At 41.3% G+C, this 16,402-nt stretch carries 18 protein-coding genes; 6 read left to right on the top strand and 12 right to left on the bottom strand.

Translation table 11 applies throughout. The annotated features are described in order from the left end of the window. Positions 1-22: 22 nt before the first annotated feature. Together nlpI and pnp are read right to left on the bottom strand one after the other, a co-directional pair. A complete protein-coding gene (gene nlpI / locus INP93_RS00655) occupies positions 23-964 on the bottom strand; it encodes a lipoprotein NlpI (RefSeq protein WP_197544852.1) in 942 nt (313 codons plus the stop codon). A 63-nt stretch (positions 965-1,027) separates the two neighbouring features. Then, positions 1,028-3,166 carry a polyribonucleotide nucleotidyltransferase gene (gene pnp / locus INP93_RS00650; RefSeq protein WP_197544851.1) on the bottom strand — a complete coding sequence of 713 codons (2,139 nt, stop codon included), beginning with the start codon at positions 3,164-3,166 and terminating at the stop codon, positions 1,028-1,030. Positions 3,167-3,408: 242 nt separating this feature from the next. On the opposite strand from pnp, the gene nanQ reads away from it, so the two are divergent. Beyond that, positions 3,409-3,876 (top strand): N-acetylneuraminate anomerase, encoded by a 468-nt coding sequence (gene nanQ / locus INP93_RS00645; protein ID WP_049364874.1) that lies wholly within the window; start codon positions 3,409-3,411, stop codon positions 3,874-3,876. 67 nt (positions 3,877-3,943) lie between these two features. Here nanQ and INP93_RS00640 read toward each other — a convergent pair whose 3' ends face one another. The 5 genes from INP93_RS00640 to polA all read right to left on the bottom strand — a co-directional run bounded on the left by INP93_RS00640 (position 3,944) and on the right by polA (position 9,828). Next, entirely contained in the window at positions 3,944-4,165 is a 222-nt protein-coding gene (locus INP93_RS00640) for a sulfurtransferase TusA family protein (protein ID WP_005631077.1), read from the bottom strand. A gap of 8 nt (positions 4,166-4,173) precedes the next feature. Then, entirely contained in the window at positions 4,174-5,214 is a 1,041-nt protein-coding gene (locus tag INP93_RS00635; RefSeq protein WP_269473959.1) for a YeeE/YedE family protein, read from the bottom strand. 165 nt (positions 5,215-5,379) lie between these two features. Further along, on the bottom strand, positions 5,380-6,684 hold the full coding sequence (locus INP93_RS00630; RefSeq protein ID WP_197544850.1) for an L-cysteine desulfidase family protein: 1,305 nt from the start codon (positions 6,682-6,684) through the stop codon (positions 5,380-5,382). A 19-nt stretch (positions 6,685-6,703) separates the two neighbouring features. Beyond that, complete coding sequence (locus tag INP93_RS00625) at positions 6,704-7,018, bottom strand: cupin domain-containing protein (RefSeq protein ID WP_197544849.1); 315 nt, start codon at positions 7,016-7,018, stop codon at positions 6,704-6,706. 11 nt (positions 7,019-7,029) lie between these two features. Beyond that, positions 7,030-9,828: a DNA polymerase I gene (polA, locus tag INP93_RS00620; protein WP_197544848.1), complete on the bottom strand. Its 2,799-nt coding sequence runs from the start codon at positions 9,826-9,828 to the stop codon at positions 7,030-7,032. Positions 9,829-9,988: 160 nt separating this feature from the next. Here polA and INP93_RS00615 point away from each other — a divergent pair, with 160 nt between their 5' ends. Beyond that, on the top strand, positions 9,989-10,294 hold the full coding sequence (locus INP93_RS00615; protein ID WP_005695425.1) for a cell division protein ZapA: 306 nt from the start codon (positions 9,989-9,991) through the stop codon (positions 10,292-10,294). Between the two features lie 50 nt (positions 10,295-10,344). Here INP93_RS00615 and INP93_RS00610 read toward each other — a convergent pair whose 3' ends face one another. Next, entirely contained in the window at positions 10,345-11,085 is a 741-nt protein-coding gene (locus INP93_RS00610) for an epoxyqueuosine reductase QueH (RefSeq protein ID WP_049379906.1), read from the bottom strand. A gap of 1 nt (position 11,086) precedes the next feature. Beyond that, positions 11,087-12,076 carry an octaprenyl diphosphate synthase gene (gene ispB / locus INP93_RS00605; protein WP_197544847.1) on the bottom strand — a complete coding sequence of 330 codons (990 nt, stop codon included), beginning with the start codon at positions 12,074-12,076 and terminating at the stop codon, positions 11,087-11,089. A gap of 228 nt (positions 12,077-12,304) precedes the next feature. On the opposite strand from ispB, the gene rplU reads away from it, so the two are divergent. The 4 genes from rplU (at position 12,305) to cgtA (ending at position 15,187) form a co-directional block, all read left to right on the top strand. Continuing rightward, positions 12,305-12,616, top strand: a complete 312-nt coding sequence (rplU, locus tag INP93_RS00600) for a 50S ribosomal protein L21 (protein ID WP_005695431.1) — start codon at positions 12,305-12,307, stop codon at positions 12,614-12,616. Between the two features lie 20 nt (positions 12,617-12,636). Beyond that, entirely contained in the window at positions 12,637-12,894 is a 258-nt protein-coding gene (gene rpmA, locus INP93_RS00595; protein ID WP_005539872.1) for a 50S ribosomal protein L27, read from the top strand. A gap of 175 nt (positions 12,895-13,069) precedes the next feature. After that, entirely contained in the window at positions 13,070-13,987 is a 918-nt protein-coding gene (locus INP93_RS00590; RefSeq protein ID WP_197544846.1) for a DMT family transporter, read from the top strand. 27 nt (positions 13,988-14,014) lie between these two features. Beyond that, positions 14,015-15,187, top strand: a complete 1,173-nt coding sequence (gene cgtA, locus INP93_RS00585) for an Obg family GTPase CgtA (RefSeq protein ID WP_005697855.1) — start codon at positions 14,015-14,017, stop codon at positions 15,185-15,187. 51 nt (positions 15,188-15,238) lie between these two features. On the opposite strand, the gene ykgO is transcribed toward cgtA, so the two are convergent. The 3 genes from ykgO to smpB all read right to left on the bottom strand — a co-directional run bounded on the left by ykgO (position 15,239) and on the right by smpB (position 16,295). Next, on the bottom strand, positions 15,239-15,376 hold the full coding sequence (gene ykgO / locus INP93_RS00580; protein WP_005695435.1) for a type B 50S ribosomal protein L36: 138 nt from the start codon (positions 15,374-15,376) through the stop codon (positions 15,239-15,241). 9 nt (positions 15,377-15,385) lie between these two features. Next, complete coding sequence (locus tag INP93_RS00575; protein ID WP_014064115.1) at positions 15,386-15,652, bottom strand: type B 50S ribosomal protein L31; 267 nt, start codon at positions 15,650-15,652, stop codon at positions 15,386-15,388. A 160-nt stretch (positions 15,653-15,812) separates the two neighbouring features. Continuing rightward, complete coding sequence (gene smpB, locus INP93_RS00570; RefSeq protein WP_049357636.1) at positions 15,813-16,295, bottom strand: SsrA-binding protein SmpB; 483 nt, start codon at positions 16,293-16,295, stop codon at positions 15,813-15,815. Between the last annotated feature and the right edge of the window lie 107 nt (positions 16,296-16,402).

Raw genomic sequence — 16,402 nt, 5'->3', positions numbered from 1 at the left:
GTTACAAAAGAAAGAGGCAAGTCTAAAAAACAGCAGTTTTTGTGACCGCACTTTTTTCTTCTTTTTCGTCGTCAGTTTGAGCTGGTTTCAATTTCATCAGCTCTAACACGGCAAAACGATACTCAACAAAGTTATACACCTGATTCGCAATAGCAAGTTTGAATAAAGCCGCCGCTTCATCAATTTGCCCCAAATTGAGTTTTTGTTTTGCTAGATAAAAGTAGGTTTCGGTTAATATTTCTGCATATTGTTGTGAGTTTTCTGCAAATTTAGTTGCCCGTTCTTGCAAGTCACTCACGGAAATATTACCTAAATAGTATTGAACGATATTTGTTCCCCAGAAGTCCTTAGATAGCCCTTTAGCTCGTTCAACAAGGTTGGCATGGGCTTCTTGTGGTTTTAATTTTTGTTCGTTCAAATAGAGCCAGAGTACGCGATAGGGATCTTTGGTATCGGCTTCGTAAAACTTCATCAAATCGTCTTCAGCAAGATTATAGCGTTCGACGTAATAAAAATTTAAACCACGATTAAGGTGGGTATAGTCATAACTTGGATCCAACTCAAACACCACATTAAAGGTTTCTAATGCGCTGTCGTAATCTTCTTCAAGCAGTAAGTAAAGCCCTAAGTAATTATAAACGGAAGCCATCTTTGGCTGTAATGCAAGGGCTTGTGTAAAGTCATAACGTGCGAGGCCCCATAAACCGAGGGAATCATATAAAACGCCACGTTCAAAGTGAAGCGTCGCCCGTTCTTCATTACTCATTTTACCAACTAATAAAACTTGCCCGATTCGGGTAATCATCACTTCTTGTTCGAAGTGCGTATTCGGCGTTTGATCTGCGAGTACGACTTTATTTGGTGCGACAAACACGTTTCCCGATTGCACACAACCGGAAATAAATAAAGTCAGACTTAGGCTAGATAATGAAACTAGAAAACGGAATAACCGAAAATATTGCATTGTTTTATAAGTTAGTTTGATAATCAAAACGGGTGTGTAAGGTTTTTTACACACCCTGTGAGATTATTCTTGTTCTACAGAAGTCTCTTCTGCTGGTGCAGATTCTGCTTCAGTTTCTTGTTTTGGTGCAAGATCTTTCATGGTTAAGCGGATACGACCTTGGCGATCGATTTCAACCACTTTAACAGTCACTTCTTGACCCACTTGAAGATAATCACTCACTTTCTCTACACGCTCTTCGGCGATTTGAGAAATATGAACTAAACCTTCTTTATTTCCAACGATAGCGACGAATGCACCGAAGTCAGCAAGACGAGTCACTTTACCTTTGTAAATTGCGCCCGCTTCAACTTCAGCAACAATTTCTTCAATACGTGCCATCACATTTTTCGCTGCACTGCTATCTACTGCAGCAATTTTCACTGTACCATCATCATCGATATCGATAGAAGTACCAGTTTCTTCAGTTAATGCACGGATAGTTGCACCACCTTTACCGATAACATCTTTGATTTTCTTCGGATCAATTTTCATGGTGTGAATACGCGGTGCGTAGTCAGAAATATCTGCACGTGGTGCAGGGATTGCTTGTTCCATTACGCCAAGAATGTGCATACGTGCACCTTTTGCTTGGTTTAATGCAATTTGCATAATTTCAGGGGTGATACCTTCAATTTTGATGTCCATTTGAAGTGCGGTGACACCTTCACGTGTACCAGCCACTTTAAAGTCCATATCACCTAAGTGGTCCTCATCACCTAAAATATCTGAAAGCACCACAAATTTTTCTTCTTCTTTTACTAAGCCCATTGCGATACCTGCAACAGCGGCTTTGATTGGAACACCCGCATCCATTAATGCTAAAGACGCACCACATACAGATGCCATAGAAGAAGAACCGTTAGATTCAGTGATTTCAGATACAACACGCACCACATACGGGAATTCTGCAAGACTTGGCATAACCGCAGCGACACCACGTTTTGCTAAACGACCGTGACCGATTTCACGACGTTTTGGTGAGCCGATCATACCGGTTTCACCTACAGAGTATGGAGGGAAGTTGTAGTGGAATAAGAAGTGATCTTGACGTTCACCTGTTAATTCATCAATGATTTGTGCATCACGTTCAGTACCTAAAGTTGCTACGGCTAACGCTTGCGTTTCACCACGGGTGAAAATTGCAGAACCGTGAGTACGTGGTAATACACCAGTACAAATATCCAATGCACGAACGGTATCAACGGTACGACCATCAATACGTGGTTCACCTGCAATGATACGGCCACGAACGATTTGGCTTTCAAGTGCGGTGAAAATATCCACGATTTTACCTTCGCTGATTTCTTCATCTTCAGCTGTGATTTGTGCAATCACATCTGCTTTAATCGCATCAATTTGTTCGTAACGAGCTTGTTTTTCAGTAATGCGGTATGCATCGCCTAAACGTGTTTCAGCAATCGCTTTTACTTTGTTGATTAAATCTGTGTTTGGTTGTGGTGCAACCCAATCCCAACGTGGTTTGCCTGCTTCTTTTGCAAATTCTTTGATCGCTTCGATTACAACTTGTTGTTGTTGATGACCGAATACGACTGCCGCTAACATTTGTTCTTCAGTTAAGATGTCAGCTTCAGATTCAACCATTAATACGGCTTTGTCAGTACCTGCAACCACTAAGTCTAAACGGCTTTGTTTTTGTTCGGCCATAGTTGGGTTTAATACGAATTGGTTGTCGATAAAACCAACGCGTGCTGCACCGATAGGACCATTGAAAGGCACACCAGATAAGGTTAATGCAGCAGAAGCACCAATCATTGCCACTAAGTCAGGGCTGATTTGTGGGTTTACAGAAACTACAGTTGCCACAACTTGGATTTCGTTGAAGAAACCTTCTGGGAATAATGGGCGAATTGGACGATCGATTAAGCGTGCAATTAAGGTTTCGCCTTCAGATGGACGACCTTCACGTTTAAAGAAACCACCAGGGATTTTACCCGCCGCATAAGTACGCTCTTGATAGTTTACGGTTAATGGGAAGAAGTCTTGACCTTCTTTCACATCTTTCTTAGCAACAACAGTCACGAATACCGTGGTATCGTCCATGCTTGCCATAACCGCAGCAGTTGCTTGACGTGCAATTGCGCCGGTTTCTAGAGTAACGGTATGTTGACCGTATTTAAATTGTTTAACAATTGGATTCACAATGTTTTCCTTCAAAATAATATTTAAAACAAAGCTTTATTTTCCAGATTGCGACTAGCAAAAGAAATCTTTCGAAAAAATGACCGCACTTTGGGCGTTTAAAAATCTCTTTTGATAGCCGCACGCTAATGCAGAAAATAAAGCTCGCTTATTATACAGAGTTTTAAATTTATTGGTAACTTTATTTAATATAAGCAACTTGTTATCATATTCTCATACAAATACATACGTAAGGAGACACTATGATTATCAGTGCATTAAATAACCCAAATTTCAAAGTGGGTTTACCAAAAGTTATCGCGGACATTTGCGATCATCTCAATACCTTAGATCTTGAAGCATTAGAAAATGGCCGTCATGATTTAAGCGAGCAAGTCTATATGAATGTCATGGAATTTGATACGGTTGAAGCGGATAGCAAACAAGCTGAACTTCACCATAAATATTTGGATATTCAATTACTTATTCGTGGTGAAGAGAATGTTGAAGTAAGCGCGACTTATCCAAACCTCAGCTTATACGATGAATATCGTGATGCCGATGATTACCAACTCACCCCGCAAATTGAAAATAAAAGCACTGTGACACTTTTACCAAAAATGTTCGCTGTCTTTTTCCCTTATGAGCCACATAAACCAGGTTGCACCGTAAACGGCAAATCAAGTTTTGTGAAAAAACTGGTGGTGAAAGTACCAGTCGAATTGATTTAATTATTTCGATTCATTAAAGCAAAAGAGCGGTCAGAAATTTATATATTTTTCTGACCGCTCTTTTTTATTATTTAATCACTGTAATTGACCATTTGGCATCATCAATTTGCTCGAAGTTAGTCACTTCATAACCTTCTTCAGCCGCCCAAGCGGGGATAGCTTCAGTGGCTTGGGTACAGTCGAATTCAATTTCGAGGCCATCGCCTTTATTTAGCTTAGCCATGGCTTCCTTAGCTTCAACGAGAGGAAATGGGCAAACAAGGCCGAGTGTTGGTAATTTAACGATCATATAAGCTCCTATGCTTTTGATAATTTTAAACGTTGTGGACGAATAATGGTGAAGTAGGCGGCTACCCAAGTACCGAGAATCATCAATGGCAATGAGACCCAACCTTGCCAAGAGAAAAAGGCGGTTTCGACTAAGCCATTACCGATAGAACAGCCACCTGCAAGGGTTGCACCGATACCCATGAGAATACCGCCGAGTCCGCTGCGTAGAATTGTGGTGGCATCCGGTACGCGGACACGGAATTCATTGCTTGCTTTCGCGCCGATGAATGATCCAATAAAAATCCCTAAAACTAAGAATACGCCCCAGTTAATAAATTTACCGTCGCCAGTAACGAGGAATTGCATGATATTGGCTGATGGACCAGTGATCCCAAGTCCAAACTCACGACCAGTAGCGACACTGAGTGGCCAAGCTGCAAGTGCGATTAATCCGATTAATACGGCAGAGAAAAATGGGTGCCAGCGTTTTTCAAATAATAAGTGAGCAAGACCCGTTTTCTTCGGTTTTAATGCCGCGACTTTTACGCTTGGTTTGCTGAGATGTTTGTACATATAGAAAGCTGTCACTAAAGTTAATAATGCGACTAACCACCAAGGTGAAATACCGAATGTATCATAAATATTGCGTTGTTCGATATTGATGCTACGTAAAGTTTTATTGAATTCGCCTAATGGGCCAGTACGCATGATGGCACTTAACAACATATAAGTGAATAACGCGACCCAACTGCCGACTAAGCCTTCCGCAGCACGGTACCATGTACCTGTCGCACAACCGCCAGCAAGAACAATACCAATACCAAATACAAATGCACCGATAATCACCGCTAAAAAGGCAAAATTTTCAGCCGGATCGACATTTAATACACCGATTTCTTTTAAGAGGAAGAAACCGATGGATTGCACGGTAATCGCTAATAGAAGGGCTACAAACATTTTGTTATTTTGGGTGACATACATATCGCGAAATGCACCAGTAATACAAAAGCGTCCACGCTGCATCACAAATCCGAGTAAAATTCCGCAAAGTAATCCGGTTAAAAGCATAAATATTCCTTTCTTTTAGAACTAAGTAGGGCAGTATTTTCTAAAAAAATAAGAAGGTAACGCCAATAACTTTTTGCTAGAAAATATATTTTTTTGATATAAAAAAAGTGCGGTCAGAAATTTGTATATTTTTCTGACCGCACTTTATCGTAAGCTATCTCGATGTTAAGGGCAGGGTTTACTCACCATAATTTCAATCACTTGGCGATCAATATGGTGCATACTCTTAGAGGCAATTGAACATAGATTGTCGATAGTGCGATCGAGATCGTGTTCAACGATACCTTCATTACCCGTCACATGGGTTTCATCCATCGCCATGAGTACCGATTTATAGCCAGAAGCCACACTGGTGGACACTTTCATCGCACAGCTATTAGATGCGCCATCGCAGATGATTCCGCTAATATCACCAATCATGCTGCAAATCCCCATGCTCACGGTTTCGAATTTTCCCGTAAGTAAATAAGCGATACCTGCACAGCTTCCCATTGAGGCAGTGGTTACTGCGCAAAGGGCAGAAAGTTTGGGTAATTTACTGTGGATATAAATAGCCATTAAGTGTGATAAGAAGAGCGCTCGGAGACGTTTTTCTTCACTCACGTTTAAATAATCGGCGACCACAACCACAGGCATAGTCGCGGCAATACCTTGGTTGCCAGAGCCTGAATTACTCATTGCTGGTAATGTAGCCCCGCCCATACGGGCATCGGAGGCTGCAGTGGTTTCGATCATAATTTTGCTGAGTAAATCGTCTGACATTAAGCCACTACCAACTTGTTTGCGTAACGTTCTGCCAATATGTAAACCATAATTTTCGCGCAATCCTTCGTTAGACAGCGCGCGGTTGAGCGCGGCAGCTTGTCCGATAAAGCGGATTTTATCGAGCTCAACTTCACAAGAAAATTCAAAGATTTCACGTGCGCTCACCTGCTTGAAAATATCATAAGGGTCGCAATCAGCACATTCATCGTGTTCTTTCTCAAAAATGACCTCGCCATTTTTTTCAATCAAAATGATGTTGGTGTGTTGATCTTGAATCGCTACTTTCACTCGGTCCTTATCCGCAAACAACACGGCTTCCGAATATAAAATATGATCGGTTTGATGAATATCGACATTAACGAGTTTTTTATCAAGCATCGCTTTGGCTTGGGAAACTTGCTCTGGTGTGATGTGTTTTAATACTTCCAACTCACCCTCAGGGTCACCGCCTAAAGCACCAATCGCGGCTGCGATTGGCAAGCCCACCATGCCGGTTCCAGGTACTGCAACACCCAATCCATTTTTCATTAAGTTTGGTGATACTTTAGCTTCAATACGTTCAGGTGTTTTGCCTAAATATTTAGCTGCAGTTGCTGCGGCAAGCGCCAAAGAGATAGGTTCAGTACAGCCAAGTGCAGGAACAACATCACGTTCTACAAGATGAAGTAATGGTTTTTCGATTTCGTTAAGTCTTTCTTGATTCATAAAATTCTTTTTAAGTCTGTTAAATGCTGTCTTCTTTCTCTATAACTAATATACGCGCTTCGCCTTGTGGATGAGCTACATGTTCGGTACCGATACCCGCATAAAAAATATCACCCGCATAGAGCAATACGGCTTTCTCTTGGCCCTCTTCTTTGTAGCGCATTTCCACCGTACCATCCATGACAGCAAAGACTTCTTCACCGTCATTGATATGCCATTTGTAAGGTTTATCTGTCCAGTGAAGACGCACGGAAATGCCATTCATATTGGTAATATCAAGGGCTCCCCAAGCGCGTTCAGCCGTAAATAGGTGACTTCTAATAACTTTATTCATGACTAAATTTGTTAGTGAGCCTCATCCCAGTTAGTGCCTTGCCCCACATCTACAATCAATGGCACCACTAAATCAGCCGCACTTTCCATTTGTGTTTTGATGAGCTCGCTATAAAACGCGACTTTTTCTGACCGCACTTCAAACACCAATTCATCGTGCACCTGCATAATCATCGCAATATCGGGATCGTTTTGTAGTTTTTGATCCAATTGAATCATGGCGCGTTTAATAATGTCTGCGGCAGTGCCTTGCATTGGCGCATTGATCGCGACACGTTCGGCTGCTTTACGGCGCATACCATTAGAAGAGTTAATATCTGGTAGATATAAACGACGGCCAAATAGGGTTTCCACATAGCCTTGGGCTTTGGCTTTTTCGCGAATATCGTGCATAAAAGTTTGTACGCCAGGATAGCGTTTGAAATACAAATCCATATAGCTCTGGGCATCGGCACGGCCAATACCGAGTTGACGCGATAAGCCAAAGGCTGACATACCGTAAATTAAACCGAAGTTAATTGCCTTAGCATTGCGGCGTTGTTCGGAAGTCACTTCGTCCAGTGCCACACCAAAGATTTCTGCTGCAGTAGAGCGGTGAATATCTTTGCCTTGGGTAAAGGCGTTAATTAACCCCTGATCCTGTGATAGGTGCGCCATAATGCGCAGCTCGATTTGCGAATAGTCAGCTGCCACAACAGTAAAGCCTTCGCGCGCAATAAATGCCTGACGAATACGGCGACCTTCTTCATTACGAATCGGAATGTTTTGCAGATTCGGATCGCTTGATGAAAGACGACCGGTGGCTGTCACCGCTTGATGATAGGAAGTATGCACTCGACCCGTTTGCGGATTCACCATTTGCGGCAATTTATCAGTGTAGGTCGATTTTAGTTTGCTGAGACCACGATGTTCTACCAACACTTTCGGCAATTCATGGCTAAATGCAAGTTCCTCCAATACTTCCTCGTTGGTGGATGGCGCGCCTTTTGGTGTTTTTTGAATGACCGGCAAACCTAATTTATCAAACAAAATTTCCTGTAATTGTTTGGTGGAAGCCAAATTAAATGGCTGCCCCGCTAAGATATAGGCTTGTTCTTCTAATTCATTTAAACGGTTAGCGATTTCGTTAGATTGTAGGAATAGCGCATCGCTATCAATTAAGACACCACGACGTTCCATACGGGAAAGTACGCCTAACAACGGCAATTCCATTTCTTTAAAGAGTTTTTCCAGAGTGGGTTCTTTAGAGAGTTTTTCCCATAGCACTTGTTGCAGTTTCATTGTTACATCAGCATCTTCCGCCGCGTACTCGGCGGCTTGTTCCAACTGAATTTGGTTAAAGGTCAGCTGATTTTTACCTTTGCCTGCAATCTCTTCAAAACTAATGGTTTGATGTCCTAAATAACGTTTCGCCAGATCGTCCATATTATGACGGCCTGTGCTGTTGAGTACATAGGATTCAAGCATAGTGTCGAAAGCCACACCTTGCACATCGATGCCATTACGGGCGAAGATGGTGAGATCGTATTTGAAGTTTTGCCCGACTTTTTGAATAGTAGGATTTTCTAAAATCGGTTTTAACAACGTAAGTGCGGTTGTTTTTTCGAGAGTTTTTGGTGCGCCTAAATAATCTAATTGTAGCGGTAAATAAGCGGCTTCACCGTTTTCTAACGCAAAGGAAATACCCACCAAGTTGGCAGCCATATAATCTAAATTATCGGTTTCTGTATCCAAGGCAAAAAGTTTGGCTTGATTGAGTTTTTCCACCCAACGATTTAAATCTGCTTCAGTGAGCAAGGTTTCATAACGGCTGCGATCAATTTGAATTGCCGGCAATGATTCATCGCTATTGTCTTGAGCAAGCGCAGGTGTGGCTTGATAATGATTAATTTTAGTCGGTTGTTCGCTGTTATTGGTGATGGAATCAGCACCATTCATCACTTCATTGAGCCAACGTTTAAATTCATAACGGCCGAAATATTCGGTAAGTTGATCGTTATTGCTTGCACCAAGGGTAAGTTGCTCCGGAGTGATATCGAGGGCGACATCGGTTTTGATCGTGGCAAGACGATAAGATAAGTCGGCCATTTCTTTTTCCGCCAATAATTTATCCCCTAATTTTTTTGCGCCACGAATTGTCAATTCGGCCACTTTGTCTAAGTTGGCATAAATTTCTGCCATACTGCCGATACCCTGCAAGAGGCCAAGTGCGGTTTTTTCACCGACACCCGCTACGCCTGGAATATTATCGGCGCTATCGCCCATTAGCGCTAAGTAATCAATGATGAGTTCTGGCGGAATACCGTATTTTTCAATCACGGCCTCGCGATCTAATAAGGTGTTATTCATGGTGTTGATCAACATAATGTTGTCATCCACCAGTTGTGCCATATCCTTATCACCGGTACTAATCAAGACTTTTTGATTGGCTTTAGAAGCCGCTACCGCCAAGGTACCAATGACATCGTCAGCCTCCACGCCTTCAATGACTAACAGAGGAATGCCAAGGGCACGGATAATATCGTGTAACGGCTGAATTTGTTTGCGCAGATCGTCCGGCATCGGTGGACGATGGGATTTATATTGTTCAAACATTTCATCACGGAACGTTTTGCCTTTTGCATCAAAGACTACCGCAATATGGCTCGGTTGCACTTGCGAAATCAGGCTTTTGAGCATATTTAACACACCGTACATGGCACCGGTTGGTTCGCCGGCTGAATTGGTGAGTGGTGGAAATGCGTGAAAAGCACGATATAAATAAGATGAACCGTCCACTAGGACTAATGGATTTGGAGCGATAGTTGGCATAAATATTCCGTTCAAAAATAATGAAAAGTGTCGCATTATAGCGTAAATTGCGAAATGGGGCGAACGGATAAAGTGCGGTCAATTAAACGTAAAAAGTATGACGAAGGCATTTGGCTGTGGCATAATAGGATTACTTGAGCATTCAACATAAGGGAATAACATGTCATTAAAACTGGTTGAAGTTGTTGTATTAGGGCAAGTGCTGCGCTTGAATGTCCCTGCAGAACAAGAAGAGATTTTGCGTCAAGCGGCGCGTAATTTAGATCTTCAAGTGTCTGAAATGAAAGAGCGTACAGGTTTATTGCAATTAGACCGTGTGCTTTCTATTGTTGCCTTGAATTTAAGTTTTGAATTAACCCAAGAAAAAAATAAAAATGCCCAGATTGAAAACGTGTTATGTACGCGAATTCAGCAGTTAGATCATTCTTTAGAGAATGCATTAGGTGGGCGTACCATCGTAGATTAAATAAAAAAAGAACCGCATGTTGAAAGTGCGGTTCTTTTTTTATGTGTTTTTTAATCTGGCGTGTAATAGAGTTTACCAATTTCAATTTTTTGTCGCCCTGTTTCTTCACGCCATTTATTGCTGTCTCGTAAAGAATAAACGCAGCCACAATATTCCTGTTGATAAAAACGTTCACGCTTACTGATTTCGATCATGCGTTGCGATCCACCTGCTTTACGCCAGTTGTAATCCCAATAAATCACATCATCATATTTTTCAGCCGCACGGTGACCACAACCATTAATTTGATCCATATCTTTCCAGCGAGAAATACCAAGACAGCTGGTGAATACAGGGAAACCATGTTCATGAGCATATTCAGCGGCTTTTTCAAAACGCATATCAAAACACATGGTGCAGCGAATGCCACGTTCAGGTTCCCACTCCATGCCTTTTGCGCGATCAAACCATTGTTGGCGATCGTAGTCTGCATCAATAAACGGAATCCCGAATTTTTGGGCAAAGCGGATGTTTTCTTCTTTACGAATTAAATATTCTTTCAATGGATGAATATTCGGGTTGTAAAAATAAATCGTAAACTCAATACCTGAGGCCAAAATGGCTTCCATCACTTCACCCGAACAAGGCGCACAACAAGAGTGGAGAAGTAGCTTATTATGCCCTTCAGGTAATTCGAGTTTTTCACGAATAAAAGGCGCATTGGGATCTTTGCGCACTTTTTGTTTACGTGGTTTTTGAAATTTAGGTTGAGAATCGACCGCACTTTGCGGTTGAATTTGTTCTTCAGTCATATTAATAAGTTCGGTCTACCGATAAATAAGCCAGTGAAATTAAGGCTTTTTTGTATTCGCTTTCAGGTAATAAGGCAATAGCATCAACCGCTTTTTGGGCTTCTTGTTTCGCACGATCCATTGCGTAATCAAGGGATTTATGTTCTGCCATAATTGCAAGTACGTCATCGATCGCATCACGTTTTCCGCCTTGTTCAATGGCTTCACGAATAAGCGCGGCTTGTTCTGGATTACCATGACGCATTGCGTGTAATAGAGGGAGAGTAGGTTTGCCTTCAGCGAGGTCATCACCCACATTTTTACCTAGTGCGGCTGCGTTAGCGCTGTAATCTAGTACGTCATCCACTAATTGGAATGCGGTACCAAGATAGCGACCATATTCTTGAAATGCGGTTTCAATTGATTTTTCGGCACCTGCAACAATCGCCACAGATTGTGCTGCCACTTCAAATAAACGTGCTGTTTTACTATAAATCACACGCATATAGCTTTCTTCCGTGGTATCGGGATCGTTCACGTTCATTAATTGTTGCACTTCACCTTCCGCCAACACGTTGGTGGCATCTGCCATAATGCGAAGAATGTCTAGCGATTGTAATTGCGCCACTAATTGGAATGCACGAGTATAAATGAAGTCACCCACTAATACGCTAGCCGCATTACCAAAGGCAGAGTTTGCTGTTGCGCGGCCACGACGCATATCCGATTCATCTACCACATCATCATGTAATAAAGAAGCGGTGTGAATAAATTCAACAAAGGTCGCACAAGTGGCCACTTTATCGCTTTCGTAGCCTAATGCACGCGCCGCTAAAACCGCAATAAGTGGTCGAATACGTTTTCCGCCACCTTGCACAATATAAAAACCAAGCTGATTAACCATCGGCACATCGGAGTTAATTTGTGCTAAAATGGCTTGGTTGACTTTTTGCATATCCGCATCTGTTAATGCTTGGATTGCATGCATATCCATTAAATCTTGTTTGTTCATCTTCATTTGGTTCGATGGTTGTGTATATAAAAGAAAGTGCGGTGAATTTTACCCGATTTTTCAAGGTTTCTGAAATTAAACTCGAGGAAAAGCGCTTTTTTTTATTTTATTGCAAATAAGTGCTTGCGATCGAGTTGTTTTTTCCGTAGAATTTGCGACCTATTTATATGAATTTTGAAGTGCGGACCGAAAATAGTAACGGAGAAGCACAATTATAGCGGAGTATTTATGTACGCAGTTTTCCAAAGTGGCGGTAAACAACACCGTGTGAGCGAAGGTCAAGTTGTTCGTTTAGAAAAACTTGAACTTGCAACTGGCGCAACAGTTGAGTTCGACTCAGTGTTGATGGTCGTTAATGGTGAAGATGTTAAAATTGGTGCACCAGTAGTAGCTGGCGCGAAAGTAGTGGCTGAAGTTGTGGCACAAGGTCGTGGCGATAAAGTTAAAATCGTTAAGTTCCGTCGTCGTAAACACAGCCGTAAACAACAAGGTCATCGTCAGTGGTTCACAGAAGTGAAAATCACTGGGATTCAAGCATAATTTCAGAGGAGATCAAGTAGATGGCAACTAAAAAAGCTGGTGGTTCAACTCGTAACGGTCGTGATTCTGAAGCTAAACGCCTTGGTGTTAAACGTTTCGGTGGCGAATCTGTATTAGCAGGTAGCATCATTGTACGTCAACGTGGTACTAAATTCCACGCAGGTAACAACGTAGGTATGGGCCGTGACCACACCTTATTTGCTACCGCTGACGGTAAAGTAAAATTTGAAGTGAAAGGCGAGAAAAGCCGTAAATACGTAAGTATTGTAACTGAATAATTTTACATCTGATTTGTAAACGCCCCGCATTATCTGTGGGGCGTTTTCTTTTTTACCAGTCATTTACAATCATCAATCACATTTGTTATTCTGGCACTATTGCTTATCTTTATATTTCTTAGTCGAAATTTATCTTAATTCCTAACCGCACTTTAGTAAAATAAAGGAAGATATCATGAAACAACAACCGCTTTTAGGTTTTCTCTTCGCGTTAATTACAGCGATGGCGTGGGGATCTTTACCTATTGCGTTAAAACAGGTTCTATCCGTGATGACGCCACAAACGATCGTTTGGTATCGATTTGCGGTAGCTTCTCTTGCGCTATTGATTCTGTTAGGTTACAAGAAAAAACTGCCCCAATTTTCGAAAGGTGGTCGTTTCATTTGGCTTGTACTCATCGGTGTAGCAGGGTTAGCGGGTAATTTCTTTTTATTCAATAGCTCACTTAATTTTATCGATCCTTCTTCAGCTCAAATTTTTATTCATTTTTCTTCTTTTGGCATGTTGATTTGCGGTATTTTTGTCTTTAAAGAAAAGCTTGGATTACATCAAAAGATTGGTTTAGGTCTGTTATTGGCTGGGTTAGTGCTTTTCTTCAATGATAAATTTGAGGTGTTTAAAGGAGAAAGTGGTTATTTAACGGGCGTCTTGCTAAGCCTAACAGCTTCATTAGTTTGGGTTGCTTATGGTATGGCACAGAAATTAATGCTTCGTCGTTTTAGTTCACAACAAATTTTATTAATGATGTATTTCGGTTGTCTTTTGGTATTTACGCCTGTTGCTGAATTTTCCCAAGTGAGAGAGCTCAGCCCGTTAGCATTTGGTTGTTTAGCTTATTGTTGCTTAAATACCTTATTTGGTTATGGCGCTTATGCTGAAGCCCTTAATCGTTGGGAAGTTTCTAAAGTAAGCGTTGTGATTACCTTAGTACCACTATTTACAATTTTCTTTGCTCATCTTGCGCATTATGCGAGCCCTGATAATTTTGCCGCGCCAGAATTAAATATGATTAGCTATATCGGGGCGTTTGTTGTAGTATGCGGAGCAATTTTGTCGGCAATCGGACATAAGTTATTACCGCAATCAAAGTAAAGTGCGGTTAAATATTGGAGAGTTTTTATGAAATTTATTGATGAAGCCCTGATTCGTGTGGAAGCAGGGGATGGTGGAAACGGTTGTGTAAGTTTCCGCCGTGAAAAATTTATCCCCAAAGGTGGTCCTGATGGCGGTGATGGCGGTGATGGCGGTGATGTTTATTTGGTTGCAGACGAAAACTTAAATACCTTGATCGATTATCGTTTTACGAAACGTTTTGCAGCTGAGCGCGGTGAGAATGGTCATAGTTCAGATTGTACCGGTCGCCGCGGTAAAGATATTACGTTACGTGTGCCAGTGGGAACGCGTGCAATTGATAATGACACTAAAGAAGTGCTTGGTGATTTAACAAAGCATGGCGCCAAAATGTTAGTGGCGAAAGGCGGTTATCATGGTTTAGGGAACACACGTTTTAAATCTTCAGTGAACCGTGCACCTCGCCAAAAAACCATGGGGACACCTGGGGAAAAACGTGATTTATTATTAGAATTGATGCTTCTTGCGGATGTCGGGATGTTAGGTTTACCAAATGCAGGTAAATCGACCTTTATTCGTGCCGTTTCAGCTGCAAAACCAAAAGTTGCTGATTATCCATTTACCACTTTAGTGCCAAGTTTAGGTGTAGTGAAAGTGGATGAGAGCCATAGCTTTGTAGTGGCAGATATTCCTGGATTGATTGAAGGCGCATCAGATGGTGCAGGTTTAGGAATTCGTTTCTTAAAACACTTGGAACGTTGTCGTGTGTTAATTCATTTAGTGGATATTAACCCAATTGATGAATCCGATCCTGCTGATAATATTGCGATCATCGAGTCAGAATTATTCCAATATAGTGAAAAATTGGCAGATAAACCGCGTTGGTTAGTCTTCAATAAAATTGATACGATGACAGAAGAAGAGGCGCATGAACGTGCACAAGAGATTACTGAACGTCTTGGTTGGGAAGAAGGGTATCACCTTATTTCTGCCGCAACTGGTAAAAATGTGCCACCACTTTGTCGTGATATTATGGATTTCATTGAAGCAAATCCACGTGATGCGGAAGTAGAAGAAAATAAACCGGAAGAAGTGAAATTCAAATGGGAAGATTACCATCAAGAACAACTCGCTGAACATCAATTTGATGATGAAGATGACGACTGGGATGATTGGGACGAAGAAGATGAAGAAGGTGTTGAATTTATTTACAAACCTTAATGCCTAAATGAAAAAAAGAGCGGAAATTTGACCGCTCTTTTTTTATTGGGGTTAACCTTTCTTTTTCCCACCTTGACGTGCTTTAAAGCGAGGGTTGGTTTTCGAAATGACATAAACGACACCGTGGCGACGAACAATTTTGCAGCCAGGACGGTTTTTTGCGCTTTTGAGTGAAGATAATACTTTCATTGAATATTCCTATTTTGATTTAAATGCGCCAAATTTACCGTAACGGCTTGCAAATTCACTTGCACGACCTTCATTACCAATTTGACGAGTTTTACCAGTATAAAATGGGTGAGAAGCAGATGAGGTATCGCACATAAATACAGGGTATTCATTACCATCTTCCCATTTCATGGTGTTGTTAGTTTTAGCGCAAGAACGGATGAGAAAGCCTTGTTTCGCATTGGAATCGTAAAATAAAACGGTACGATAATTTTCAGGATGAATGCCTTTTTTCATTAGAGCTCCTTATATAACGAAAAGAATTGGGCGAAGATACTAATTCAAAAGAGAATGATTATCAATATAATTTTATTCATGGCGATGAGAATTTTTTTCATATTGAGAAAAAGAAAAATGCCTTTCGATTGAAAGGCATTTTGTCAGTTTGGAGGGAGAGTTATCCACGATGTGCGTTTTTCATAATACGCTCTTTCGCTACTTTCCATTCACGCTCTTTAATATCATCGCGTTTATCATGTTGTTTTTTACCTTTCGCAAGACCGATTTTGATCTTTGCCCAAGCACCTTTCCAATAAAGAGAAAGGGCAACAATGGTAAAACCATCACGGCTTGATTTACCGAAAAGATTATCCAGTTCACGTTTATTCAATAAAAGCTTACGCGTACGCGTCGGATCGCAAACTACGTGGGTCGAGGCCAAGCTTAATGGTTGAATGGTTGCGCCAAATAAATAGGCTTCCCCATTTTTAAAAATGATATAGCTGTCGCTGATATTGGCTTTACCTGCGCGCATTGATTTCACTTCCCAACCTTGTAATTCAAGGCCGGCTTCAATTTCATCTTCAATAAAATATTCGTGTCGAGCTCGTTTATTTAACGCAATGGTGTTAGAGCCGACTTTGACTTTCTTTTTGGTCATTGTTATCCGTTGTTTATTAATCGTAAATTGGCGTTGATTTTACCGAATCTCGCCGTGGATAGCAAAAAACAAAAGGCTGATTTGACTCAGCCTTTTATTACTTAATG

The sequence above is a fragment of the Haemophilus parainfluenzae genome (assembly GCF_014931415.1).
In the GTDB taxonomy this organism is placed as follows: domain Bacteria; phylum Pseudomonadota; class Gammaproteobacteria; order Enterobacterales; family Pasteurellaceae; genus Haemophilus_D; species Haemophilus_D parainfluenzae_AF.
This window is presented reverse-complemented; position numbering and strand designations above follow the sequence as displayed.